At 73.2% G+C, this 23,616-nt stretch carries 20 protein-coding genes; 15 read left to right on the forward strand and 5 right to left on the reverse strand.

The annotated features are described in order from the left end of the window. Window positions 1-66 precede the first annotated feature (66 nt). The 8 genes from NMK34_RS00205 to NMK34_RS00240 all read left to right on the forward strand — a co-directional run bounded on the left by NMK34_RS00205 (window position 67) and on the right by NMK34_RS00240 (window position 13,352). Window positions 67-1,860, forward strand: coding sequence for an HSP90 family protein (locus tag NMK34_RS00205; RefSeq protein ID WP_318331734.1), 1,794 nt, complete (start codon window positions 67-69; stop codon window positions 1,858-1,860). Then, window positions 1,853-4,696, forward strand: coding sequence for a hypothetical protein (locus NMK34_RS00210; protein ID WP_318331735.1), 2,844 nt, complete (start codon window positions 1,853-1,855; stop codon window positions 4,694-4,696). The genes NMK34_RS00205 and NMK34_RS00210 overlap by 8 nt, the downstream gene beginning before the upstream one ends. Before the next feature lie 71 nt (window positions 4,697-4,767). Beyond that, a complete protein-coding gene (locus NMK34_RS00215; RefSeq protein WP_135242640.1) occupies window positions 4,768-5,382 on the forward strand; it encodes a TetR/AcrR family transcriptional regulator in 615 nt (204 codons plus the stop codon). A gap of 77 nt (window positions 5,383-5,459) precedes the next feature. Further along, on the forward strand, window positions 5,460-6,797 hold the full coding sequence (locus NMK34_RS00220; protein WP_318336234.1) for an acetyl/propionyl/methylcrotonyl-CoA carboxylase subunit alpha: 1,338 nt from the start codon (window positions 5,460-5,462) through the stop codon (window positions 6,795-6,797). A gap of 25 nt (window positions 6,798-6,822) precedes the next feature. Continuing rightward, window positions 6,823-7,743, forward strand: a complete 921-nt coding sequence (locus tag NMK34_RS00225; protein ID WP_318331736.1) for a hydroxymethylglutaryl-CoA lyase — start codon at window positions 6,823-6,825, stop codon at window positions 7,741-7,743. 157 nt (window positions 7,744-7,900) lie between these two features. Then, on the forward strand, window positions 7,901-9,433 hold the full coding sequence (locus NMK34_RS00230) for an acyl-CoA carboxylase subunit beta (protein WP_318331737.1): 1,533 nt from the start codon (window positions 7,901-7,903) through the stop codon (window positions 9,431-9,433). A 118-nt stretch (window positions 9,434-9,551) separates the two neighbouring features. Further along, the gene (locus tag NMK34_RS00235; protein ID WP_318331738.1) at window positions 9,552-10,700 is read left to right on the forward strand and encodes an acyl-CoA dehydrogenase family protein; all 1,149 of its coding nucleotides are present in this window, start codon (window positions 9,552-9,554) and stop codon (window positions 10,698-10,700) included. A gap of 102 nt (window positions 10,701-10,802) precedes the next feature. Further along, a complete protein-coding gene (locus NMK34_RS00240; RefSeq protein ID WP_318331739.1) occupies window positions 10,803-13,352 on the forward strand; it encodes an ATP-binding protein in 2,550 nt (849 codons plus the stop codon). Window positions 13,353-13,638: 286 nt separating this feature from the next. Here NMK34_RS00240 and NMK34_RS00245 read toward each other — a convergent pair whose 3' ends face one another. Then, complete coding sequence (locus tag NMK34_RS00245; protein ID WP_318331740.1) at window positions 13,639-14,130, reverse strand: MarR family transcriptional regulator; 492 nt, start codon at window positions 14,128-14,130, stop codon at window positions 13,639-13,641. Window positions 14,131-14,231: 101 nt separating this feature from the next. On the opposite strand from NMK34_RS00245, the gene NMK34_RS00250 reads away from it, so the two are divergent. Both NMK34_RS00250 and NMK34_RS00255 read left to right on the forward strand, forming a co-directional pair. Continuing rightward, window positions 14,232-14,813, forward strand: coding sequence for a YceI family protein (locus tag NMK34_RS00250; RefSeq protein WP_318331741.1), 582 nt, complete (start codon window positions 14,232-14,234; stop codon window positions 14,811-14,813). A 255-nt stretch (window positions 14,814-15,068) separates the two neighbouring features. Next, complete coding sequence (locus tag NMK34_RS00255; protein WP_318331742.1) at window positions 15,069-16,547, forward strand: glutamate--cysteine ligase; 1,479 nt, start codon at window positions 15,069-15,071, stop codon at window positions 16,545-16,547. A 218-nt stretch (window positions 16,548-16,765) separates the two neighbouring features. On the opposite strand, the gene NMK34_RS00260 is transcribed toward NMK34_RS00255, so the two are convergent. Continuing rightward, complete coding sequence (locus NMK34_RS00260) at window positions 16,766-18,139, reverse strand: hypothetical protein (protein ID WP_318331743.1); 1,374 nt, start codon at window positions 18,137-18,139, stop codon at window positions 16,766-16,768. A gap of 104 nt (window positions 18,140-18,243) precedes the next feature. On the opposite strand from NMK34_RS00260, the gene NMK34_RS00265 reads away from it, so the two are divergent. Continuing rightward, window positions 18,244-18,915: a PASTA domain-containing protein gene (locus NMK34_RS00265; protein WP_318331744.1), complete on the forward strand. Its 672-nt coding sequence runs from the start codon at window positions 18,244-18,246 to the stop codon at window positions 18,913-18,915. A gap of 97 nt (window positions 18,916-19,012) precedes the next feature. Then, on the forward strand, window positions 19,013-19,831 hold the full coding sequence (locus tag NMK34_RS00270; RefSeq protein WP_318331745.1) for a PASTA domain-containing protein: 819 nt from the start codon (window positions 19,013-19,015) through the stop codon (window positions 19,829-19,831). A 36-nt stretch (window positions 19,832-19,867) separates the two neighbouring features. Here NMK34_RS00270 and NMK34_RS00275 read toward each other — a convergent pair whose 3' ends face one another. Then, window positions 19,868-20,347, reverse strand: a complete 480-nt coding sequence (locus tag NMK34_RS00275; RefSeq protein WP_318336235.1) for a hypothetical protein — start codon at window positions 20,345-20,347, stop codon at window positions 19,868-19,870. Between the two features lie 98 nt (window positions 20,348-20,445). Continuing rightward, a complete protein-coding gene (locus NMK34_RS00280; protein ID WP_018785581.1) occupies window positions 20,446-20,733 on the reverse strand; it encodes a hypothetical protein in 288 nt (95 codons plus the stop codon). Between the two features lie 615 nt (window positions 20,734-21,348). Between NMK34_RS00280 and NMK34_RS00285 the strand changes: the two genes are divergently transcribed. The 3 genes from NMK34_RS00285 (at window position 21,349) to NMK34_RS00295 (ending at window position 22,969) form a co-directional block, all read left to right on the forward strand. Then, window positions 21,349-22,230, forward strand: a complete 882-nt coding sequence (locus NMK34_RS00285; protein ID WP_318331746.1) for a helix-turn-helix transcriptional regulator — start codon at window positions 21,349-21,351, stop codon at window positions 22,228-22,230. Then, window positions 22,200-22,421, forward strand: a complete 222-nt coding sequence (locus tag NMK34_RS00290) for a DUF397 domain-containing protein (RefSeq protein ID WP_013283299.1) — start codon at window positions 22,200-22,202, stop codon at window positions 22,419-22,421. The genes NMK34_RS00285 and NMK34_RS00290 overlap by 31 nt, the downstream gene beginning before the upstream one ends. A 149-nt stretch (window positions 22,422-22,570) precedes the next feature. After that, window positions 22,571-22,969 (forward strand): hypothetical protein, encoded by a 399-nt coding sequence (locus NMK34_RS00295; protein WP_135242651.1) that lies wholly within the window; start codon window positions 22,571-22,573, stop codon window positions 22,967-22,969. Here the strand turns inward: NMK34_RS00295 and NMK34_RS00300 are convergent. After that, window positions 22,937-23,539, reverse strand: coding sequence for a hypothetical protein (locus NMK34_RS00300; protein WP_318331747.1), 603 nt, complete (start codon window positions 23,537-23,539; stop codon window positions 22,937-22,939). The two genes, NMK34_RS00295 and NMK34_RS00300, sit on opposite strands and share 33 nt — an antisense overlap. Window positions 23,540-23,616: the final 77 nt, after the last annotated feature.

Raw genomic sequence — 23,616 nt, forward strand, 5'->3', positions numbered from 1 at the left:
AACGGGACGGACACTGTCGGCGCTGACCGGTACGGTGAGCGCCGAAAATCCGAACCGGGAGCGCGATTGGACCGCACCTTCCAGGTGGACCTCCGTGGCGTGGTCGACCTGCTCAGTCATCACCTCTACGGCAGCCCGCGGGTCTACGTGCGCGAGCTGCTGCAAAACGCCGTCGACGCGATCACCGCGCGGCGGTCCGCCGACCCGAAGGCCCCCGCGCGGGTCCGCATCGAGCCGCCGGAACTGACCGGCGACGGGACGCTCCGCGTACACGACACCGGCATCGGCCTGACCGAGGCGCAGGTGCACGAGCTGCTCGCCACCATCGGCCGCAGCTCCAAGCGCGACGAGCTGGGCTTCTCCCGGCACGAGTTCCTCGGCCAGTTCGGCATCGGCCTGCTCTCCTGCTTCCTGGTCGCGGACGAGATCCGGGTGGTCACCCGGCACGCCGACGAGCCCACCGTGCTCTGGACGGGCTGGTCCGACGGGCGGTACGCGGTACGGCTCGCCGAGCCGGACCAGGCCCGCGACGAGCCCGGCACCACAGTCACGCTGGTGCCCCGGCGCGACGCCGACCAGTGGCTCGGCGTACCCACAGTCACCGAACTGGCCCGCCTCTACGGCAGCCTGCTGCCGGTCGACGTCCGGGTCGGTGACACGCCGACCACGTCCGGCCCGCCGCCGTGGCCGACCACGCCCGGGGCGCCTGTCGACCGGGCCGCCCTCCAGCGGTACGCGCAGGAACTGCTCGGCTTCGCCCCGTTCGACGTGGTGCCGCTGTCGGTGCCCGAGGCCGGCCTGACCGGCGTGGCGTTCATCCTGCCCGCCGCGGTGAACCCGGCGGCCCGGGCCGGGCACCGGGTCTACCTCAAGCGGATGCTGCTCAGCGAGCACGCCGACGGGCTGCTGCCCGAGTGGGCCTTCTTCGCCCACTGCGTGGTCGACGCCAGCGAACTGCGGCCCACCGCCAGCCGTGAGGCGCTCTACGAGGATGCCCTTCTCACCTCCGTCCGGGACGCGCTCGGCGACCAGATCCGCGGCTGGCTGGTCCGCCTCGCCAAGCACGACCCGCGCCGGCTCGGCGAGTTCCTCCAGGTGCACCACCTCGGCGTCAAGGCGCTCGCGATGCACGACGACGAGATGCTGCGGCTGGTCGACCAGTGGTGGCCGATGGACACCAACGTCGGCACGATGACGCTCGCCGAGTTCCGGCAGCGGCACGGCGTGCTCCGGTACGCCGCCAGCCTGGACGAGTTCCGCCAGCTCGCCGCCGTGGCCGCCGCGCAGGAACTGGCAGTCGTCAACGGCGGCTACACGTACGACACCGAGCTGATCGAGCGGCTGCCCGCAGTGGACCGGTCGGTGCTGATCGAGCGGCTGGAGCCGAGCGACCTGACCACCCGGTTCGAGATCCTCGACCCGGCGGCCGAACTGGCCCTGCGGCCGTTCCTCACCGCCGCGCAGCGGGCTCTGGAACGGCTCGGCTGCGAGGTCGTGATCCGCGCGTACGACCCGGTCTCGCTGCCGGCGCTCTACCTGGTGTCCCGGTCGGCCGCGTTCCACGACCAGCTCGCCGCCAGCCGGGACAAGGCCGACGAGCTGTGGGGCGGCGTGCTCGACGCGCTCGCCGCCTCCGCCCCGCCGGACCGCCCGCAACTCGTGCTCAACCACCGCAACCCGCTGGTCCGCCGGGTCACCACGCTCGCCGACCCGGAGCTGGTCGGGCTGGCCGTCGAGGCGCTCTACGGGCAGGCCCTGCTGCTCGGGCACCACCCGATCCGGGCGGCCGACGCCGCACTGCTGAACAGTTCCTTCCTCGGCCTGCTCGGCCGGGCCGTACCGGGAGAGATCCGTGACTGACGACGACCTCTGGCGGATGCACCACGAGATCGAATCCATGCCGTACGGGCCGGGGCAGATCGCCGCGCTGGAACAACTGCTGCGCCGCGCCGACGCGGGCGACGACCGGCACCTCGCCTTCGCCGCCCGGGTCACCGGCACCACCGCGTACGTCTACGGCGGCGAACCGGCGAAGTCCTTCGTCACGTTCTCCTGGTGCCTGGCCGAGTACGACAAGGATCCGCAGCCCTACCACCAGCGCTACACGCACCAGTTGCTGTGGTTCTTCAAGTACATGGTCAACGCGATGGTGAAGTTCCCGGAGCTGCCGCTGGACCGGACGTACGCGGTGCTCGACGACATGGAACGGCGCTACCGCGACTCCGGGCACTCGCTCCAGGCCGTCTACAAGCACCGCTACCTGGTGGCCGCGCACCTGGGCGACGACGAGGCGGCGGAGCAGTGGTACCGCAAGTGGATGACCACCCCGCGCGACACGCTCTCCGACTGCGCCGGCTGCGACCCGACCACCCAGGTCGCGCACCTGGTGCGGCACGGCCGTCACGAGGAGGCGGTGGCGCTGGCCGAGCCGGTGCTCGCCGGGCGCCTCACCTGTAGCGAGCAGCCGCAGGGGATCCTCACCGCGCTGCTCACGCCCTACCGCGAGACCGGCCGCACCGACGCGGCGCGGGACGCGCACCGGGAGGCGTACCGGCGGGTGCGCGGGCACCTCGCCGACCTGTGGGACATCGCCGACCACGTCGAGTTCTGCACCGTGACCGGCAACGAGGCGCGGGCGCTGGAACTGGTCGAGCGGCATCTCGACTGGCTGGACCGGGCACCCACCCCGGCCGCCGCGATGCACTTCGCGGCCGCCGCCTCGGCGGCGCTGCGCCAGGTGCCGGCCGAGCTGACTGTGCACCGCCGCGCCTCCGGCGAGCGACCGGCCGCCGACGTGCCGGTGGGCGCGCTCGCCGACGAGCTGGCCGGTACGGCGACGGCGCTGGCCGAGCGCTTCGACGCGCGCAACGGCACCACGCACCAGTCCGGGTTGATCGCCCGCAAGCTGTCGGCCGGGCCGGTCGGTGAGCACCTGCCGCTCTCCGCGAGCCTGCGCCGCCCGGCGGTGCCCGCGCCGCGTACCGGCTCGGACGCGCCGGTGGCCTCTCCGCAGCCGGTGACGGTGCCCGCCGACGCCGGTGCGGACGAGCTGCTCGCGCTGGCCGAGGAGTGCTGGCGCACCAACCGCCGGGACGGCCTGGTCGCCGTGTTGCGCGCGTACGACGAGCGGTTCGGCGACGCGGACGTGCCGGCGACCACCCGGGCCTGGCGGCTGGAGCTGCGGGCCGGTGAGCTGTCCCAGGACGACGACGGCGTACCGGCGGCGATCGCTGTCAACCGGGAGGCGCTGGCCGCCTGGCGAGAGGTGCCGGATCCGCTGCGCGCCCAGGTCGTGGCCGGGCGGCTCGGTGTGCTGCTCAGCATGGTCGAGGAGAGCGCGGACGAGGGGATGGCCCTGGCACGGGAGTCGGCCGGGTACCTGACCGAGCACGGTGAGCCGCGTGACCGGGCCGCCGGCTGGGACCGGCTCGCCCTGGCCCACGTGCACCGCGAGCAGTGGGCGGAGGCGCTCGACGCGCTCGACCGGGCCGAGGCGGAGGCGGATGCCGATCCGTGGCTGGCCGGACGGGTCGCGCTGCACCGCACGCACGTGCTGGAGCAGTTGGAGCGGGCCGAGGAGTTCCGGGACGCGGCGGCGCGGTCCCGCCGGCTGGCGAGTGAGCTGGGCGACGCCGAGATGCTCACCGGCGCCAGCCTGGCGTACGCCCGCTCCACCGACGACCCGGCCGAGGCGGTGGCCGCCTGCGACGAGGCGCTGTCCGTCGCACCGGCCGGCGCGTACCTGCCGCTGCGGGTGACCCGGGGCCGGGCGCTGATGGCCGCCGACCGGGCCGGCGAGGCGGTGGAGGATCTGGCCGAGGCGGTCACCCTCTGCGTCGAGCAGGGGCTGGACGGCGACGCGCTGCTGCGCTGGGAGCTGGCCGAGGCGTACCGGGTGGCCGGGCGGCTGGCCGAGGCCGCCGAGGTGGCCGAGGAGGCGGTGCTCGGGCTCGACCGGGCCGGCGCGCAGGCCGAGGCGGACCGCTGCCGGCACATGCTGGCGGGCATCTACGCCGGTCTCGGCGAGACGGATCTGGCGCTCACGGTGCTCGACACGCTGGCCGAGAACCTGGACGGGCCGGACAATCTCCCGCACCGGGCGCAGGTGCTGGAGGAGTCCGGTGGCCTGCTCTACGACGCCGACCGGGACGCCCTCGCCGCGCAGCGGTTCGCGGCGGCGGCGACCGCCTGGCGGCTGGCCGGTTTCCAGGTGGACGAGCTGCGGGCCCGGCGGCGGGAACTGCTCGCCCTGCACTGGTCCGGCGACCTGCCGGCCGCGGTCGCCGCGATCGAGCGGGTGGACGAGGCGGCGGCCGTGCTCCCGGCCGAGGCCGACGAGGCGCCGGTGGTGACGTACGAGCGGGCGATGGCCGCCGACGCGGTGGCCCGGGTGCTGATCGGCGAGGACCGGCTGACCGCCGCGCTGGACCGGGTGGACGGCGTGCCGGAGCGCCTGCGGTCGATCGAGGCGTTCGGCGAGGCGGCGCAGGTCGAGGTGCTGACCGGCGAACTGCTGCTGCGCGACGGACGGCCGGAGCAGGCCGAAGGGCTGCTGCGCCCGGTCCTCGCCGGGCTGCCCACCGGTTCCCGCCCGGCCACGCAGGCCGCCTGGCTGCTGGCCCGCGCGCTCGACGAGCAGGGCCGGGAGGCCGAGGCGGCGAAGGTGCGCGCCGACCACGGCATCGAGGAGGACTGACACGACGGGCTGGGGCAACCGTTGGGTAACCGCGGCTGCCCCAGCTCGAACGCGAGGTCTAGGCTGGTCCGGTGGCGGTGGAACAGCAGGCACGGGGGGCGGCGGGTGCGGCCCGGCGCCGGTCCCGGCGGGACGAGATCCTGGAGATCGCGGTCGGCCTCTTCGCGGCGCGCGGCTACCACGGTGTGTCGATGGACGACATCGGCGCGGCGGCCGGTGTCACCGGTCCGGCGCTCTACCACCACTTCGCCGGCAAGGAGGCGATGCTCGCCGCCGCATTGATCCCGGTGAGCGAGGGTTTGCTCGCGGGCGGGCGGGACCGCGCCGCCGGCCATCCGGGTGACCCGCGTGCCGCGCTGGAGTCACTGATCGACTTCCACGTCGACTTCGCGCTCGCCAACCCGGCGGTGATCGCGTTGCACCTGCACGAACTGGACCGCCTCCCGGACGAGCCGCGCCGCCGGATCCGCCGGCTCCAGCGGATGTACGTCGAGGAATGGGTCACCGTGCTGACCGCGCTGCATCCCGGCCTGCCCGACGGCGCGGCCCGGGTGCTCGCCCACGCGGCGTTCGGCCTGATGAACTCGACGCCGTTCCTCGGCGGCGAGGTGGACCGCCGGCGCCGGGCCGAACTGCTGCGCGGCGCGACCCTCGCGGCCCTGCTCGCGCCCACCGACCCGACCTGACACGCCGCGCGTACCTTAACGCGTGTTAAGAAGAGACCCCGGCTTTGCGTCGAGAAGGGGTCACGTCCGTGCAGAAGATGATCGAATCGTTGTTGGTCGCGAATCGGGGGGAGATCGCGCGGCGGATCATCCGCACCGGTAGGCGGCTCGGGATCCGGACGATCGCGGTGCACTCGGAGGCCGACGGCGCGCTGCCGTTCGTGACCGAGGCCGACGAGGCGGTCTGCGTCGGTCCGGCGAACCCGGCCCAGAGCTACCGGAACGTCGAGGCGATCCTCGACGCCGCCCGGAGCACCGGCGCGGAGGCGATCCACCCCGGCTACGGCTTCCTGTCCGAGAACGCGGACTTCGCCCGTACCGTCGAAGGGGCCGGCCTGGTCTGGGTCGGGCCCGGCGCCGACGCGATCAGCGCGATGGGCGACAAGATCAACGCCCGGAACCTGATGGCGGCCGCGGGGGTGCCGGTCGCGCCCGGGACCACCGAGCCGGCGAGCGACCTGGACGCGGCGGTCGCCGCCGCCGCGGAGATCGGCTACCCGGTGATGGTCAAGGCCGCCGCCGGTGGCGGTGGCATGGGCATGGGCGTCGCCGCCGACGAGGCGGCGCTGCGCACCGAGTACGACAAGGTCCGCGCGTTCGCCGAGCGGATGTTCGGCGACGGGTCGGTGCTGATCGAGCGGTACTTCCCCCGGGTGCGCCACGTCGAGGTGCAGATCCTCGGCCTGGCCGACGGCCGGGTGGTGGCGCTCGGCGAGCGGGAGTGCTCGGTGCAGCGGCGCAACCAGAAGCTCGTCGAGGAGTCGCCGTCCCCGGCGGTGTCGCCCGAGCTGCGCGAGCGGTTCCTGGCCGCGGCGGTACGGGCCGGCGAGGCGGTCAACTACCGCAACGCCGGGACCGTCGAGTGCTTGCTCGATCCTTCGACGCAGGAGTTCTTCTTCCTGGAGATGAACACGCGGCTGCAGGTCGAGCACCCGGTCACCGAGTACGTCTACGGCGTCGACCTGGTCGAGGAGCAGTTGCGGGTGGCGTCCGGCCTGGCGCCGACGTTCGATCCGGACGCGCTCACCCCGCGCGGTCACGCCATCGAGCTGCGGATCAACGCCGAGGACCCGAAGCGCTTCATGCCCGGCCCGGGCGCGATCACCACCTGGAACGAGCCGTCCGGCACCGGCATCCGGGTCGACTCCGGCTACGTCGCCGGCAACACCGTCACGCCGTTCTACGACAGCCTGATGGCCAAGCTGATCCTCACCGGGGCGACCCGCGAGGAGGCGGTCGAGCGGGCGCGGGCGGCGGTGGCCCAGTTCGAGATCGTCGGCCCGAAGTGCAACCTGCCGTTCTTCGCCGAGCTGCTGGAGAACCCGGAGTTCCTCTCCGGCGACTACGACACCGGCATCGTCTCCCGGATGCGCTGACCTTCGACCCAGTGAGGTGAATCTGATGGCGGAACTTCCAGACTCGGTGAGCATCCGTGAGGTCGGTCCCCGCGACGGCCTCCAGAACGAGGAGCCCATCCCCACCGACGCGAAGGTGCGGCTGCTCGACGCGTTGTCCCGCACGGGGGTACGGCGCATCGAGGCCGTCTCCTTCGTCCACCCGAAGGCGATCCCGCAGATGGCCGACGCCGACGAGGTGTGGCAGCGGGCGGAGAAGGTCGACGGGGTGCGTTACTCCGCCCTGGTGCCGAACACCCGTGGCGCGCAGCGGGCGCTGGCTGCGGGCTTCACCGAGATCGAGGTGGTGGTCTCGGCCAGCGACACGCACAACCGCCGTAACGTCAACCGCTCCACGGACGAGTCGCTGGACGACATCGCCGAGCTGATCGACCTGCTGCACGGCGCGGACGCGACCGCCGAGGTGATCGTGGCGACCAGCTTCGGCTGCCCCTACGAGGGCGACGTGGACCCCCGCCGGGTCGCCGCGATCGTCGACCGCGTCGCCCGCGACGGCGCGGACCGCGTCGCCTTCGGCGACACCACAGGCATGGGTACGCCCCGGCGCGTCCGCGAACTGGTCACGGCGGTCCGGGACCGTAACGCCCACCTGCCGGTGCTGCTGCACTTCCACAACACCCGGGGTACCGCGCTGGCGAACATGCTCACCGCTATGGAACTGGGGATCACCGAGTTCGACGCCAGCGTCGGTGGCCTCGGCGGCTGCCCGTACGCGCCCGGTGCCAGCGGCAACCTGGCCACCGAGGAGGCGGTGCACATGCTGCACGACATGGGCATCGACACCGGCATCGACCTGGACGCCCTGATCGAGGCCGCCGAACTGGCCGAGACCCTGGTGGGCAAGAAGCTCCCGTCCGGAGTCCTCCGAGCCGGCCCCCGTACCCGCCTGACCCCCCGCCCCGCCTGACCGGCCCTCTCCCGCCCCCCCCGTCTCACCGAGATGAGCGGGGGTGGGTGGGGTGCGGGGGCGTGGTGGGGTGCCGGGGATGGCGCGGGTGGGGTAGCCTAACGATCGTTCAGGTCGGTGGGCGCCCTGTGCGGGGGCCGTGGCAACGGGAGTCGGCGTGACGCTCGACGGTGAGGCTCTGGAGCAGCTACGCAAGCGCGCCCGCGCCGGCGGTGCGGACAAGTACCACGCGGCGAACGCCGCGAAGGGGAAGCTGTTCGCCCGCGAGCGCGTGGCCTACCTGGTCGACGAGGGCTCCTTCGTCGAGGACGGGCTCTACGCCAACGCGATGGCCGACGGGCTGCCCGCCGACGGCGTGGTCACCGGCACCGCCACCATCGACGGCCGGCAGGTCTGCCTGATGGCGAACGACTCCACGGTCAAGGCCGGCAGCTGGGGCGCGCGTACCGTCGAGAAGATCACCCGGATCATCGAGCGGGCGTACGCCACCGGCGTCCCGATGGTCTACCTGGTCGACTCGGCCGGCGCCCGGATCACCGACCAGGTCGACCTGTTCCCCGGTCGGCGCGGCGCCGGCAAGATCTTCTGGAACCAGGTCCGCGCCTCCGGCTCGATCCCGCAGGTCTGCGCGCTGTTCGGGCCGAGCGCGGCCGGCGGGGCGTACATCCCGGCGTTCTGCGACGTGGTCGCCATGGTGGACGGCAACGCCAGCATGTACCTCGGCTCCGACCGGATGGTCGAGATGGTCACTGGCGAGAAGACCACGCTGGAGGCGATGGGCGGTGCCAAGGTGCACTGCGCCGAGTCCGGCGTGGGGCACTTCCTCTGCAAGACCGAGAACGACGCGCTCGACGTGGTGCGGACGTACCTGTCGTACCTGCCGTCGAACTGGAAGCAGGATCCGCCCGCCGCCGAGGCCGTGGGCGCGCCGGAGAAGGCCGACCTGGCCGCGCTGGTCCCGGCCAGCGAGCGGCAGGCGTTCGACATGCGCCGGTACGTCAAGGGCCTGCTCGACTCCGGCAGCTTCTTCGAGATCCAGGCGCTGTGGGCCAAGGAGCTGACCATCGGGTTCGGCCGGCTGAACGGCGAGGTCGTCGGCGTGGTCGGCAACAACTCGATGTTCAAGGGCGGCGTGCTCTTCGTCGACTCGGCCGACAAGGCGACCCGGTTCGTGCAGCTCTGCGACGCGTTCAACGTGCCGCTGCTGTTCCTCAGCGACGTACCCGGGTTCATGGTCGGCAGCGCGGTGGAGAAGCAGGGCATCATCCGGCACGGCGCGAAGATGATCACGGCGATCTCCGAGGCGACTGTACCGAAGATCTGTGTGGTGGTCCGGAAGGCGTACGGCGCGGGCCTCTACGCGATGGCCGGCCCCGGCTTCGAGCCGGACGCCACGATCGCGCTGCCCACCGCGAAGATCGCGGTGATGGGCGCCGAGGCCGCAGTCAACGCGGTCTACGCCAACAAGATCGCCGCGATCTCCGACGAGGCCGAGCGGGCCGCGTTCGTGGCCGCGAAGCGCGAGGAGTACGAGCGCGACATCGACGTGGTGCGCCTCGCCAGCGAGCTGGTGGTGGACGCGATCGTCGAGCCGCACGAGCTGCGCGCCGAGCTGGTCCGCCGGTTCGCCGCCGCGCGCGGCAAGGAGCGGCACTTCTCCCGGCGCCGGCACGGCGTCACCCCCGTCTGACCCGGTAAGGAAGGGCCCCTTATTAACGCCTGGTGCATGTAAAGGGGCCCCTCCTAACGCTTCAGCCGCTCCCGGCGTCACGAGCGCCCGGCGGCCCGCCCTTTCCAGGAGGATCGACATGGACTTCCGGCTCGACGAGGAGCAGCAGGCGCTGCGGGAGAGCGTCCGGGAATTCGCCCGCGAGGTGGTCGCACCCACCATCGCCGAGCACTACGAGCAGCACACCTTCCCGTACGAGATCGTCCGTCAGATGGGCAAGATGGGCCTGTTCGGGCTGCCCTTCGCGGAGGAGCACGGCGGCATGGGCGGCGACTACTTCGCGCTCTGCCTGGCGCTGGAGGAGCTGGCCCGGGTGGACTCCAGCGTGGCCATCACGCTGGAGGCGGCGGTGTCGCTCGGCGCGATGCCGATCTACCGCTTCGGCACCGAGGAGCAGAAGGCGCAGTGGCTGCCGAAGCTGCTCAGCGGTGAGGCGCTGGCCGGGTTCGGGCTCACCGAGCCGGGCACCGGCTCGGACGCGGGCGGCACCCGGACGCGCGCGGTCCTGGACGGCGACGAGTGGGTCATCAACGGCTCGAAGGCGTTCATCACCAACTCCGGTACCGACATCACCGCGCTGGTCACCGTCACCGCCGTCACCGGTACGCGGCCGGACGGCGGCAAGGAGCTGTCCACGATCATCGTGCCGTCGGGTACGCCCGGCTTCACCGTCGCGCCCGGCTACTCGAAGGTCGGCTGGAACGCCTCGGACACCCACGAGCTGACGTTCGACGACTGCCGGGTGTCGGCGGCCAACCTGCTCGGTGAGCGCGGCCGGGGCTTCGCCCAGTTCCTGCGCATCCTGGACGAGGGCCGGATCGCCATCGCGGCGCTCGCCGTCGGCCTGGCCCAGGGCTGCGTCGACGAGTCGATCAAGTACGCCAAGGAGCGCCAGGCGTTCGGTCAGCCGATCGGCAACTACCAGGCCATCCAGTTCAAGATCGCGGACATGGAGATGAAGGCGCACACGGCCCGGCTGGCCTACTACGACGCGGCCGCCCGGATGCTCGCCGGTGAGCCGTTCAAGCGTCAGGCGGCGATCGCCAAACTGCACGCCAGTACGGTGGCGGTGGACAACGCCCGCGAGGCGACGCAGATCCACGGCGGGTACGGCTTCATGAACGAGTACCCGGTGGCCCGCTTCTGGCGGGACTCCAAGATCCTGGAGATCGGCGAGGGCACCAGCGAGGTGCAGCGCATGATCATCGCCCGCGACCTCGGCATGTGAGGACGGCACCCACACCGTGCCCTGTCGGATATCGGCAGTGGACGGTCGGGTGGTTGACGATGGGCTGTGGAGCGTCGGAGTCCATCCGTAATCTTCGTGCCCATGACTCCGGATCATGACCGTGCGCGGGGCCCAGACGGTCGTACCGGTCTGTCCGATCTGCTGCGCGGGCACCGGCTCGCCGTCGGCCTGACCCAGGCCGAGCTGGCGGGCCGGGCCGGCGTGGGCGTACGGACGGTCCGCGATCTGGAACGGGGACGCGCCGTACGACCCCAGCGCACCACTGTCGACCTGCTTGCCGACGCGCTCGGCCTGAGCGGGGACGAGCGGCGGGAGTTCGTCGACACCGCCCGCCCCGCGGCGTCCCGCCTTCCCGGCACCGACGATCCGCCGGTGGCGCTGCCCCAGCCCGTACCGCTGCTCGGCCGCGAGCGGGACGTGGCGGAGGTGTCCGGCCTGCTCGACGCGTACCCGGTGGTCAGCCTGGTGGGACTCGCGGGCGTGGGCAAGACGGCGCTCGCCGTCACCGTCGCGCACGCGGTGGCGGCCCGGCACCCGGCGGGCGTGGCCGGGGTGCTCGTGGGCGAGGGCTCGGACAGCCCCGACGTGCTCGCCGCGTCGGCGTCGATGTTCGGCGTGAACCGGCTGGCCGATCTGTCCTGCCGGATCGGCGACCGCCGGGCGCTGCTGCTCGTCGACGCCGTCGACCGGGCGCCGGACGCGGTGGCCGAGGCGCTGCGCGTCCTGACCGCCGCCGTGCCGACGCTGCGGGTACTGGTCACCGGCCGCCGACCGGTCGGCCTGCCCGGTGAGCTGGTCCGGCCGGTGGCGCCGCTCGACGTACCGCCTGCCGGCGCCGTACCCGCCGACCGGGCCGACCTGGACCGCTGGCCGGCGGCGGCGCTGTTCGCCGCGCGGCTCGCCCAGGTCCGCCCGGAACCGCCGACCCCGGTCGAGCTGCCGGCGCTCGCCGCGCTCGTGCGCCGGCTCGGCGGACTGCCGCTCGCCATCGAGTTGATGGCGGCACGGGGACGCATCCTCGACGTCACCGAACTGCTCGACCGCTACGGCGACCGCGTCCTGGACCTGTCCGGCGGACGCCCCGGCTGGGAACCCGCCGGCCCGTCCGCCGGCCCGTCCGCCGGCCCGTCCGCCGGCACGGTGACGTTGCGCGACGCGGTGGCGACCAGCTATCGCCTGCTCGCGCCCGCCGACCGGACGGCGTTGCGGCGGCTGTCCGCGTTCCGTAACCGCTGGTCGGTCGAGCTGGCCGAGGATCTGCTCGCCGACGGCGGCCGGCGGTGGGACGCGGCGCCGATGCTGGACCGGCTGCGCGAACTGGGCCTGCTGAGTGTCCGGGGCAGCGGCCCGTTCCGGTTCCGCCTGCTCGACGCGGTCCGTGACTTCGCCGCGGAGCAGGCCGACGCCGACGGCGAGACCGCCCGGATCCGGATGCGGCACGCCGTGGTGGTCGCCGGGCTGGTCCACCGCACCGCGCCGGGGCTGGTGGGTGCGCAGATGTCCGGCGCGGTGCGCCTGCTCGACGAGGCGACGAGCGACATCACCGCCGCGCTCGCGTACTCCGCCGAGCACGCGCCCGAGACGGCGCTCCTGCTCGCCGCCTCCCTGCCCCGCTGGTGGCGGCTGCGCGGGCGGGACGTATCCGGCCGGCACCGGCTGCGGGAACTGCTTGCCGATCCGCGTACCGCCGGTGCCCGGCCCACGCTGCGAGCCTGGGCCATGCTCGGCGCGGCCCGGCTCGCCGCCGAGCACGGCGCGGGCGCGGAGGAAATTCCGGGCGTGCGTGCCGCCCTGGTCATCTTCACCGAGGCGGGCGACGTGACGGGCGAACTGTCCGCCCGGTCCGTGCTCTGCGCGCTCCTTCCGGGGCTCGGCGCGCACGACGAGGCCCGCGAGCAGGCCGAGGCCGCGCTCGCGGCGGCCACCCGGCACCACCGGGTACGCGAGATGGCCGTCGCCCAGGCGCACTTGACCTGGCACGACGTACGCGAAGCTCGGCTGGCCGGTGCCCGGCGGCGGCTGGCCACTGTCGACCGCCTGGCGGCGCAGTGCGGTGACCAGCGTCTGCGTGTGCTGGCGCGAGCCGATCAGGCCGAGCTGACCCGCCTGGAGGGCCGGTACGCCGAGGCGGCCGAGCAGGGGCGCCGGGTGGCGGCCGCGCTCGCGGAGCTGGGCGATCCGGGACGGCGGCGCCGGACGATCGGCGCTGTCGGGCTGGCGCTCGCCCACGCAGGGCGCACGGACGAGGCGCTGGCCACGGTGGCCGAGCTGTGGCCGTCGGGCGCGGTGCCGGGCCGGCGCCGGCCACCGGCGGTGGAGATGCTCGACCTGCCCGGCTCGGGTGGGGACGTGCGCACCGAGGACGCGTTGCGCGGGTTGATCGAGGGGCATGTGGCGCTGCACCGGGGCGACCGGGAGGTGGCGGCGGAGTGGTTCGCCGCGGCCGCCGACGCGGCGGAGGGTGTCGCCGGCCGGCGCGATCTGGTGGAGGCGCTGGTGGGGCTGGCGGTCAGTACCGCCGACCCGGCCGTGCTGGACCGGCTGGACGCGGCGCGGCAGGTGACTGGTGTCAGCCTGCTGCCGCAGGAGGAGGAGTTGCTGTTCTCCCTGTCGGCCCGACGGCGGCGATGAGCGCTGCCGGCGTCACGGTGGCCGCCGGGTCGCGGTGACCCGCGTGCGCTCCGGCCGGGCGCGGGGAGGCGGAGGGCGCGGGGGTGGCGCGAGCGAAGTAGCCCCCTGGTGCTGCCCCTCGCTCCACGCTCGCGCCAGCACCCCCCGGTGCCCCCCGCTGCCGGAAGACTACCGAGGTCGGACGACCGATTCGTTAGTATGTGGACCGATTTGCCTGGCCGTTGGGGCGGTTCTGCCGGTCATTCTGCCGGTGACCGGCGGGTAGTCGGCGGCGCAGTGCGACCGGTCAGGCGGCGTGCTCGGCCGGTTCGGTGCTGCCGGCGGTGGCACCCGGATGAACCGCGTCGCGCACCCGGCGCAGCCCGTCCAGCAGCCCGTCGAGCTGTGCCGGGTCGAGCTGGCTGGTGAACCACTGCTCGATGATCTTCAGGTGACCGGGCAGGACGTCGTCCAGGCGGCTGAGCCCGGCGGTGGTGACCACCGCGAAGGAACTGCGCCGGTCGGACGGGCAGGCGCGCCGGCAGATCAGCCCGTCCCGTTCCATCCGGTCCACCACGCGGGTCACGCCGCTGGTGGAGAGCGAGGTCTGCGCGGCCAGGTCGGTCATCCGCAGCTGGTTGTTGGGTGAGCGGGCGAGTCGGGTCAGCACCTCGAACTCGACCGGGGAGAGGCCGTGCTCCTCGAACTGGGCGGCGAACCGGGCGGCGAGCCCGGCGTGCGCCTCGACGAGCAGGCCGACGGCAGTGATCCGGGGGTCGTCGAACACGTTCTGGTCCACGCCACCATCCTAGCAACACTTGACACGGGGAATATTGCCATGACTATAGTTGCTCAGTCAGTCGTTGGGCTCCTAAACATTCTTCTCCGGAGGAGAGCATCATGACCAGCAGCACCGAGCCGACTACCCGCGACTGGGAGGGTCTCACCATCCCCGCTCCCGGCACCTACGTGCTGGACGCCGCGCACAAGCGTGTCGGCTTCGTCGCGCGGCACATGATGGTCAGCAAGGTACGCGGTGAGTTCGCCGACGCCACCGCCACCATCACCGTCGCCGACGACCCGATGCAGTCCTCGGTCACCGCCAGCATCCAGGCGGCCAGCATCAACACCGCCCAGGCGGACCGCGACGCGCACCTGCGCAGCCCCGAGTTCCTCGACGCGGAGCAGTTCCCGACGCTGGAGTTCCGCAGCACCGAGGTGAAGTCCCGCGACGGCAACGAGTTCGTGCTCGTCGGCGAGCTGACCATCAAGGGCGTGACCCGTCGGGTCGAGCTCGAGGTGGAGTTCGAGGGCGTCGGCCGCAGCCCGTTCGGCCAGGACATCTTCGGCTTCTCCGCCTCCACCGAGATCGACCGGGAGGACTTCGGTCTGACCTGGAACGTGGCGCTGGAGACCGGCGGCGTCCTGGTCGGCCGCAAGGTCAAGATCGAGATCGAGGGTGAGGCCATCCGCCAGGGCTGAGCCCGGCACCGGCCCGCGGGGCCCGCACCGTCCGCCGACGGTGCGGGCCCTTCTCGCGTACGCCACCGGCGGTGCGAATCGTCACGCGAAGTTCTCCGCACTGACGCGCTGGTGACGGCCGCGACGGGGTACAGGTGCAGACCTGTCGCCCGTCCAGCCGGGTGACGGGGCGGGCGCACTTACGCCCACCACGCGAATGGTTCACAATGCGTTGCGGAACGGTACGGTTCCGTCGCACCAGCGCCGGGAGGACACATGGGCAGAGACGTCGAGCAGGGCGCCTTCTCCCGCGAGGATCGGGTCCGCTACCGGCAGAAGGTCCGACGGTGCCTGGACGTGTTCGCGCTGATGCTCGACGACTTCGGCTTCGACGCCGACCGCCCGATGACCGGGCTGGAGATCGAGCTGAACCTGATCGACGCCGCCGCCGAACCGGCCATGCGCAACGACCAGATCCTCGCCGACATCGCCGACCCGCTGTTCCAGACCGAGCTGGGGCAGTTCAACCTCGAACTGAACGCCTCGCCCCGGCTCATCGAGGGCAGCGGCTTCGCCGACTACGAGCAGGACCTGCGCAGCAGCCTCAGCCGCGCCGACGAGCGGGCCGCCAAGTCCGACGCGACGATCATGATGGTCGGCATCCTGCCCACGCTCACCGAACGCCACCTGGTCGCCGACAACCTCTCCACGAACGAGCGGTACCGCGTCCTCAACGACCAGATCGTCGGCGCCCGCGGCGAGGACATCGAGCTGGACATCAACGGCGTCGAGCGGCTGCGTACGCACACCGACTCGATCGCGCCGGAGGCCGCCTGCACCAGCCTCCAGTTCCACCTCCAGGTCGCGCCGGACAGCTTCGCCGACTACTGGAACGCCTCCCAGGCCATCGCCGGCGTGCAGGTCGCCGTCGGCGCCAACTCGCCGTTCCTCTACGGCCGGCAACTGTGGGCGGAGACCCGGATCGCGCTGTTCCAGCAGGCCACCGACACCCGCCCGGACGAGTTGAAGGCCCAGGGCGTCCGCCCACGCGTGTGGTTCGGCGAGCGCTGGATCACCTCGATCTTCGACCTGTTCGAGGAGAACGTCCGCTACTTCCCCCCGCTGCTGCCCATCTGCGAGGAGGAGGACCCGGTCGAGGTGCTGCACGCGGGTGGTGTGCCCAAACTCGGTGAGCTGCGGCTGCACAACGGCACCGTCTACCGCTGGAACCGGCCGGTCTACGACATCATGAACGACCGCCCGCACCTGCGGGTGGAGAACCGCGTGCTGCCCGCCGGCCCGACGGTGGTGGACATGCTCGCCAACGCGGCGTTCTACTTCGGGCTGGCCCGCGGCCTCGCCGAGTCCGACCGCCCGATCTGGAGCCAGCTGACGTTCAGCTCGGCGGAGGAGAACTTCCACGCCGCCGCCCGGCGCGGCATCGAGGCGGTCCTGCACTGGCCCCGGCTCGGCGACGTGCCGGTGACCACGCTCGTGCTCGACACGCTGCTGCCGGTGGCCGCGCAGGGGCTGGACCGGTTCGGCGTCGCCCCGGCCGAACGGGACCGCCTGCTCGGTGTGATCGAGGGCCGCTGCCGTACCGGCCGCAACGGCGCGGTCTGGCAGACCGAGACGGTGTGGACGGCCGAGCGGAACCGGGGTCTGGACCGGGAGGCCGCGCTGCACCACATGGTCCAGCGGTACGCCGAACTCCAGCGCGGCAACGAGCCCGTCCACACGTGGCCGGTCGACTAGTCCCCCTGCCGCCCTGGCCCTCGCCCCTCCGTCCCGGCTCGCCTGCGGCCCGGCGGGTCGCGAACGTGCGGGAGCTGGCCCGCGCCTCGCCGATCTTGGAGTTGTGGCGCCTCGAATCTTCCGAATGGGCGTTTTGTGAGGTGCCACAACTCCAAGATCGACGCAGTTGGCCGGGTAGCGCAGCGGCCAAGGTGACGTGTGGGCTGGGCGGGCGGGGCTCAGCGACCCCGGCGGCGGGTGGCCTCGGTGGGCGGCGGGGGGTCGGTCTGGCCCGGCGAGGCGGTCGGGGACGAGGAGCCGTCCGTCGCGCTTCGCGGGTTCGGCTCGTCGGCGGGTGAACCCTTGTCGTGCGAGACGGCCTGGGTGGGTGACTCGGGTTGCCGCTGCGGCGGTACGGCCCTACCCCGGCGGCCGGTGGTGGACCGGGTGGCACGTCCCCGATCCGTCTCCGTCCGGCCGGACGCCACGCCCGGCTCGTCGTCCACTGCCGCATCCCGGAGCGAACCGGCCGATGTGTCCGGCAAGCCCGAATCCGACACGCTCGCCGTCGACGTGCCCGCCCGCTTCGATGGCGGCGTGCCCGAACGGCCCGACGTCGAGCTGCCGGGCAAAGGCCCGTCCGGCCCGTCCGGCTCTGCGGTGGTGGGCGGGGCATCCCCGCTGATCTCGTCCGGCTCGCCGGTGCGCTGCCGGGGCAGTGTCACCCGCTCGGCGTTCCGGCGCTCGGCACGCTGGGCCAGCGCGGCCATCACCATCGAGCCGCCGACGCCGGCGATGACCGCGTACGGGGCGATCAGGTGGGCCGACAACTGCTCCGCGGCGATCCCGGCCAGGCGCGGCACGGCGAGCAGGTACGCCAGCGCGACGAGCAGCGGTCCGGCCGCCCCGGAGGCCGCCGCGCCGACCCGGATCTCCGGTGCGCGGGCGGCTCGACGGGCCGCCACCAGGCCGATCACCAGTGCGGAGAGCACCGACAGCAGCGCGCCGGGCCAGTAGAAGTAGTCGCGGATCCAGAACGCGCCACGGTCCGCGCTGATCTGCCAGATGCCGAGCTGGGCGGTGGTCAGGCCACGGCCGGCGATCACCCCGTCGACCACCGACACCACGGCGAGCAGCCAGAGCCAACCGGTGGTGGCGATCAGGTTGGTGGCGGCGGCACGGGTGTGCAACGCCCAGACGGCGAGCAGGACGCCGAGCACCAGCCCTGCGCCCGCGTACGCGGCGGCGACGGCCTGCGGCGAGGAGACGTCCGGCACCCGGGCCGCCCGCGCGGGTACCGCCACCAGCAGGACGGTGACGAGCGCGCCGACACCCGCGGCGAGCGCCAGGCCGAGCCGGGGCAGCATGCCCGGCGACTCGTCGGTGCCACCACGCAGGCGCTGGGCGCAGACCGCACCGACGATGACCGATGTCGCCGCGATCCAGGTCGCCCAGGCGAGGCTCGCCACCCAGGCCGCCTCGGCCCGTACCGCGCCGTCCGGCACCCAGTTGATGATGCCCAGCCCGTACCCGAAACCGAGCTGCGCGGCACCCGCGCCGGCGGCGACGCCGAGCGCGGCGGCTGTCGATCCTCCCCAGCCCCGTCTGACCATGCCGGGGAGCGTAACGTCCCGTGGTCGGCGCGGCGAGTCGTAACGACGGGTCGTGACCGTCTGTGAGCAACGGATACGGTCGTCGATGATCGGGGCGGGGGAGCATGACGGACGAGCGGCAACCGGCGGGCGACGGCACCGGGCCGGGGCGGGGCAGGCTGCTCCTCGGTGGTGGTGTGGCAGTGGTCCTGCTGGCCGTGATCGGCGCCAGCGTCGGGTGGATCCTCGCCGGTGAGCCGGAGCGCTCGGCCGCGCCCGGCGACTCCGCTCCGCCCGCCGCCGCGTCCACATCGGCCTCCGCGACCACGGCGCCGCCGGCCACCGCCGCCCCACCATCCGGTACGCGCACCAGCGCCCCGGCCGGGCTCACCGTGCCCGAGGTGGTGGGCGTCGACTTCGAGCAGGCCCGCCGGGATCTGCGCGAGCGCCGCCTGGGTTGGCGACTGGTCTTCGGTACGGGCAGCGGACGCACCGTGGAGCGGGCCTCACCGGCTCCGGGCACTCCGGTGAAGCGCGGCACCACTGTCACCGTGTGGGTCTCCGGGCCGGCGCCGGCCGTGAGCGTGCCGGACGTGGGCACGTTGTCCTGCTCCGACGCGGCAGACGATCTGGTGGAGGCGGGCCTCTATCCCCGGTACGCCACCGGCCGCCAGGGTCCGGTCACGGCACAGGTGCCGGTGGCCGGCAGTACCGCCCGGTGGAACGACCAGGTGACCCTCACCTGCGGCGACCAGGCTTCCACGCCGCCGACGGTCTCCCCGTCGCCGACTCTCTGACCGGCGCGGCGCGCTGATCCCGGCCGGTGTCGCCGTGGCCCGCTACGGTGGACGATCGAGGGCCGTGCGCCCCGTCCCGGTGGGGAAAGGACGTGCCATGAGCGACGACCGTCAGGAACCACCCGCCGGTGACGCGGACGCCACGCGGGCGCTGCCCCGGGATCCGGCCGGGGACGACGCGGACGCCACGCGGGCGATGCCGCGGAACGCGGGCGACGCCACCCGTCCGTTGCCCGGCGGCGCGGCAGCACAGGGCGGGCCGGCAGGACAGGCAGGCCCGGGAGGGCAGGGCGGGCCGCGCCGTCCGCTCGACGCGACCGCCCCGCAGGAACCGGTGGGTGCCTGGTCCGGCCGCGCCGGCGTACCTCCACCGCGTCCGGCGGGTTACCCCGAGCCCGGCGGCGAGTGGTACGGCGACGAGCAGTCCGGGCGCCGCTGGTGGATGCCGATCCTGCTGGGCGTCCTGGCGCTGCTCCTGCTCGGGCTGATCGGGGTGGGGGTGTGGCTGGCGTTGCGTGCCGCCGACCGGAACTCCGAGCCGGGCCCGCCGGTGCCGAGCATCTCGGCGCAGACGAGCGCCGCCCCGACCTCGGCCGCCCCGACCAGTGCCGCGCCGAGCAGTTCACCGCCGAGTACGCCGCCGGCCACGACCGCCCCGGTCGAGGTGCCGATGCCACCGCTGGTGGGGTTGCCGGAGGCCGCCGCCCGGGCGGCGCTCGACCGGCTCGACCTGGACTACCGGGTGCAGCGGCGGGCGTCGGATCGCCCGGCCGGCACGGTGATCTCCACCGATCCCGAGGCCGGTTACCCGGTGGGCGAGGACGACCGGGTCACGATCGTGGTGGCCGTACCCGCGCCACCGACGAGCGGTCCGAGCACCCCGGGCTCCGCCCCGGCGACGACCACGACGCCCTGACGATCACCACGACGCCCTGGCCGGGCACCGCCACGATCACCACTGGCGTCTGCGGGTGCCGACCAGGCCCAGTCCGGCCAGTGAGATGGCGAGCCCGAGCAGCCCGGAGTAGAACAGTGACCGGCTGAGGTCGTTCGTGGTGCCGGTGGGCCGCTCGGCGAGCGTGCCCTCCCCGCCCCCGGCACCCGGGGCCCGGTCGTCGTCGTCCTCCGGCGCGTCGGCGGCCTCGCCGTCCTCGTCGTCGATCGCATCGGAGTCGGCGGCATCCGAGTGGGCCGTATCGGAATCGGCCGTATCGGATTCGGCCGCGTCGGAGTCCGTCCGGCCGTCCTCGCCGGCCACGGTGATCTCCGGAGCCGGTACGGGCTCGGCGAGCTGCTGGGTGGCGGAGAAGGCGGGATGACGGACCGCGAGCGCGAGGGCGGTCGCGGTGACGAGGAAGAGGAAGAGCCCGAGGGCATAGCCGATACGGGACCGGTGGTGCCGCCGCGCGGCGGGCAAGTTGACCATGACCATCCCAGGTTCAGGGTCCATGGCGCGCGGGGTGGAACGTGCCGGGGTGGGCGTACCGATTCTATGGCGACGGCACGCCCTCCCGACCGGGAATCGTCAGGTCAGCCGACCCGGACCGGGGTCCGGACCACCGGGCGGCGGGCCGTCCGTACGGTGTGCTGACGCGGAGCCGGCGCGGCTTGGAGCTGCCGCAACCCCTCCTGGAGTACGAAGATCGACCTCCGGTTGACCGCGTCCCCCGCCGCGTTCAACTCGTAGCCGTCGAGCCAGAGCCAACCGTCGTAGGTCGGCCAGTCGAGCACCCGGATCACCCGGAACATGATCGGTCGGAGGAACTGGACACTCGCCGCGCGCGTCACGTGCAGTACGTCACCGGAGCGGGGAAGCACATGGGCTCCTGGGAAGGTCGGCCGGCGGGACCGGCGAGGCTGAACGGGGGTCTGGTGCGGTCCGGTGACGGGGGGTCTGCCTCGTGGACCGGCGGTCGGTGGGTCGGTGCTGGTCGGGCCGTACCCGCGGTGGCGGACCGCCACCCGACCATCACCCGGCTGCTCCCGGTTACCGCTCCCGCCGCCGCAGCCAAGCTGGCGTGCAGCGACGGGGTCTTCATTCCGGGGCAGGTCGCACGGCGCGGGACGGCTCCCCTCCGGCCGTCCCACGGACCGTGGTGTCACCACGCCCGGAGATCAAGCGAAGACGGTGAGTAACCCGTGCCATACGGACAGACTGCATCAGGGACGTGCGACATGCAAGTTGCACGTCGAGTTTTGCTGATAGGTGAGTCGGACACGCAAACGGCGAAACTTGAAGCGTCAGGTATCGGAGCGGCACACTGGACGCCGGTTTCGCCCGTCGCGGCCGGTCGACGACCGGCACCACCCCTGCCGCGAACGACACCCGCCGCTCGCCGGTCGCGCCCGCGGTGGGAGCCGCACCGGGGCGCGACCGACCGGAGGTAGCCGGGTGACTGTGAAGCGTGGTCCCGCAATCCGATGGACGGCACCGTGAGTGAACGGCGCAGCCCCACCATCCGGCGGCGCCGGCTGGGTGCGGAACTCCGCCGGCAGCGGGAGGCGGCGGGCATCACCATCGAAGTCGTCGCCGAGCAGCTGGAGTGCTCGGCGTCGAAGATCTCCCGGATCGAGACCGGCCACACCACGGCGACGCCGCGCGACGTACGCGACATGCTCCGCATCTACGGCGTCGTCGGCGCGGAGAGCGACGAGCTGGTGCAGATCGCCCGGGAGGCCCGGCAGAAGGGCTGGTGGCATCCGTACAGCACGGTGCTCGTCGGCGCGTACGTCGGCCTGGAGGCGGCGGCCAGCTCCATCCGCGCGTACGAGCAGCAGGTGGTGCCGGGCCTGCTGGAGACCGAGGAGTACGCGAGCGCGATGATCCGGGCGGCCCGGCCGGACTTCACCGACGAACAGGTCGACCAACGGGTGCGTGTCCGTCTGGGCCGTCAGTCGTTGTTGACGCAGGACGATCCGGTCGATCTGTGGGTGGTGCTCGATGAGGCGGTGCTGAGCCGGCCGGTTGGCGGCGACGCGGTGATGCGTGGTCAGCTCAAACGGTTGGTGGAGGTGGCCGAACTGCCGAACGTGACAGTGCAGATCCTGCCCTTCGAGGTGGGAGCGCACGCCGGCATGGACGGGACCTTCACGATCCTCAGCTTCCCCGAGCCGAGTGATCCCGATGTCGTGTACGCGGAGAACGCCACGGGTGGACTCTTCCTGGAGAAGAGTGACGAACTGCAGAAGTACAGCTTCATCTTCGATCACATTCGAGCAGCGGCCATGCGCCCGGAGGAGTCCGTCGCACACATCGCGAAACTGGCAGAGGAGCCACTGTGGAAATGGCGACCAAGGAGTTCCCCGTGGACCTGACGCAGGCGACGTGGTTCAAGAGCTCGAAGAGCGGGCCGAACTGCGACAACTGCGTCGAGGTCGCGTACGTGACCGGGGCGGTCGGAGTGCGGGACTCGAAGGACAAGACCGGCCCGGCCCTGGTCTTCGCTCCGGGTGACTGGCACGCCTTCGTCGCCCGCGCCCGGAACGGCGTGTTCGGCCGGAGCTGACCGGCACCGAGATGTGGTCCCGCCCGGCAGCGCCGCCGGGCGGGACCATTCGCGTCCGGGTGCCCGCGCGGCGGCGGCCACCCGTCGCCAGTTCGGATCCGCCTCGTTGAACCGCACAGATCGGCAACCGAACAAGGCAGGCGAGACGGATGACGACGATCGGTTCAGAGAACCTCACCAGCGGCCCGGGCAAGCCCGAGCGGTTCGGTGGCAAGTACCGGGGTGCCCGCCGGGACACCGTCCTCACCGAGGTGGTCTCCGGTGACGGCGACGACACCCGCGAGGGCGGCGTCCCCGAGCAGGCCGCGGCGCCGCTGTCCCTGCCGTCGCTGGACCCCAACCCGCTGACCGAGCCGTCCTTCCCGCCGAGCGGCTGGCCGGTCGAGCAGCAGGAGTCCCTGGTGGACCACCCGCTGCTGCGCGGTCTGCTGATGGAGCTGCCCCCGAAGGGCAGCGTGCCTCCGCCCGGCTGGCTGGACCGCTGGTTCGAGGCGACCCGCGCGATCCTGGAACTGCTATACGTGCAGGGCGCGAGCCGGTCGCGCTGACACCGCCTCGGCGGCCGGCATCGCCCGCTCGGCGAGCCGGTTGTGCCGCAGCGCGTGGCGTACTCCGATCGCGCACACACCGAGCACCCCGACGGTGATCGCCGGGCCGGCGACGCCCGGCACGGCGAACAGGTCGACTCCGGCCGCCGGCAGCACCGCCACCAGCACCGCGATCGCCGTCGCCTGGAGCGGCAGCGCGATCAGCGGGTGCGCCGCCGCCGCGCGCAGACCGTGCGGGGCGGGGGTGCCCGGTGCCGCCGCGAACGCGCCCGCGCCGGACCGCAGCCGCCGGACCCGCCGTACCGTGCAGACCGCCACCACTGCCGCCGGCACGGCCGCGAGGCCGAGTGCGGCGGCGGCCCGGTCCACAGTGGTGTCGCCGGCGCTCTGCAGGCCCGCGGCGAGGACCGCCGCGGTGAGCGCGAGGCCGGTCAGCACCAGGGCGGACAACCATCCGGTACGCCGGCGCAGCGCGCGGGCGCGGTCGAGCCCGGGCAGGCCCTCCGCGACCAGTCCGGCGGCGAGCCAGACGGCGGCGACGGGAAGCAGTACGGCGAGACGGTCATCCATGCCCCCTAGCCTTGCCCGTTTCGACGTTCGGCGAATCCGGGACGGCACCCCGGTTCGCCCCGTACCCGGGCCCGTAG

Origin of the sequence: Micromonospora sp. BRA006-A (assembly GCF_033433935.1) — a bacterium.
In the GTDB taxonomy this organism is placed as follows: Bacteria; Actinomycetota; Actinomycetes; order Mycobacteriales; family Micromonosporaceae; genus Micromonospora; species Micromonospora aurantiaca.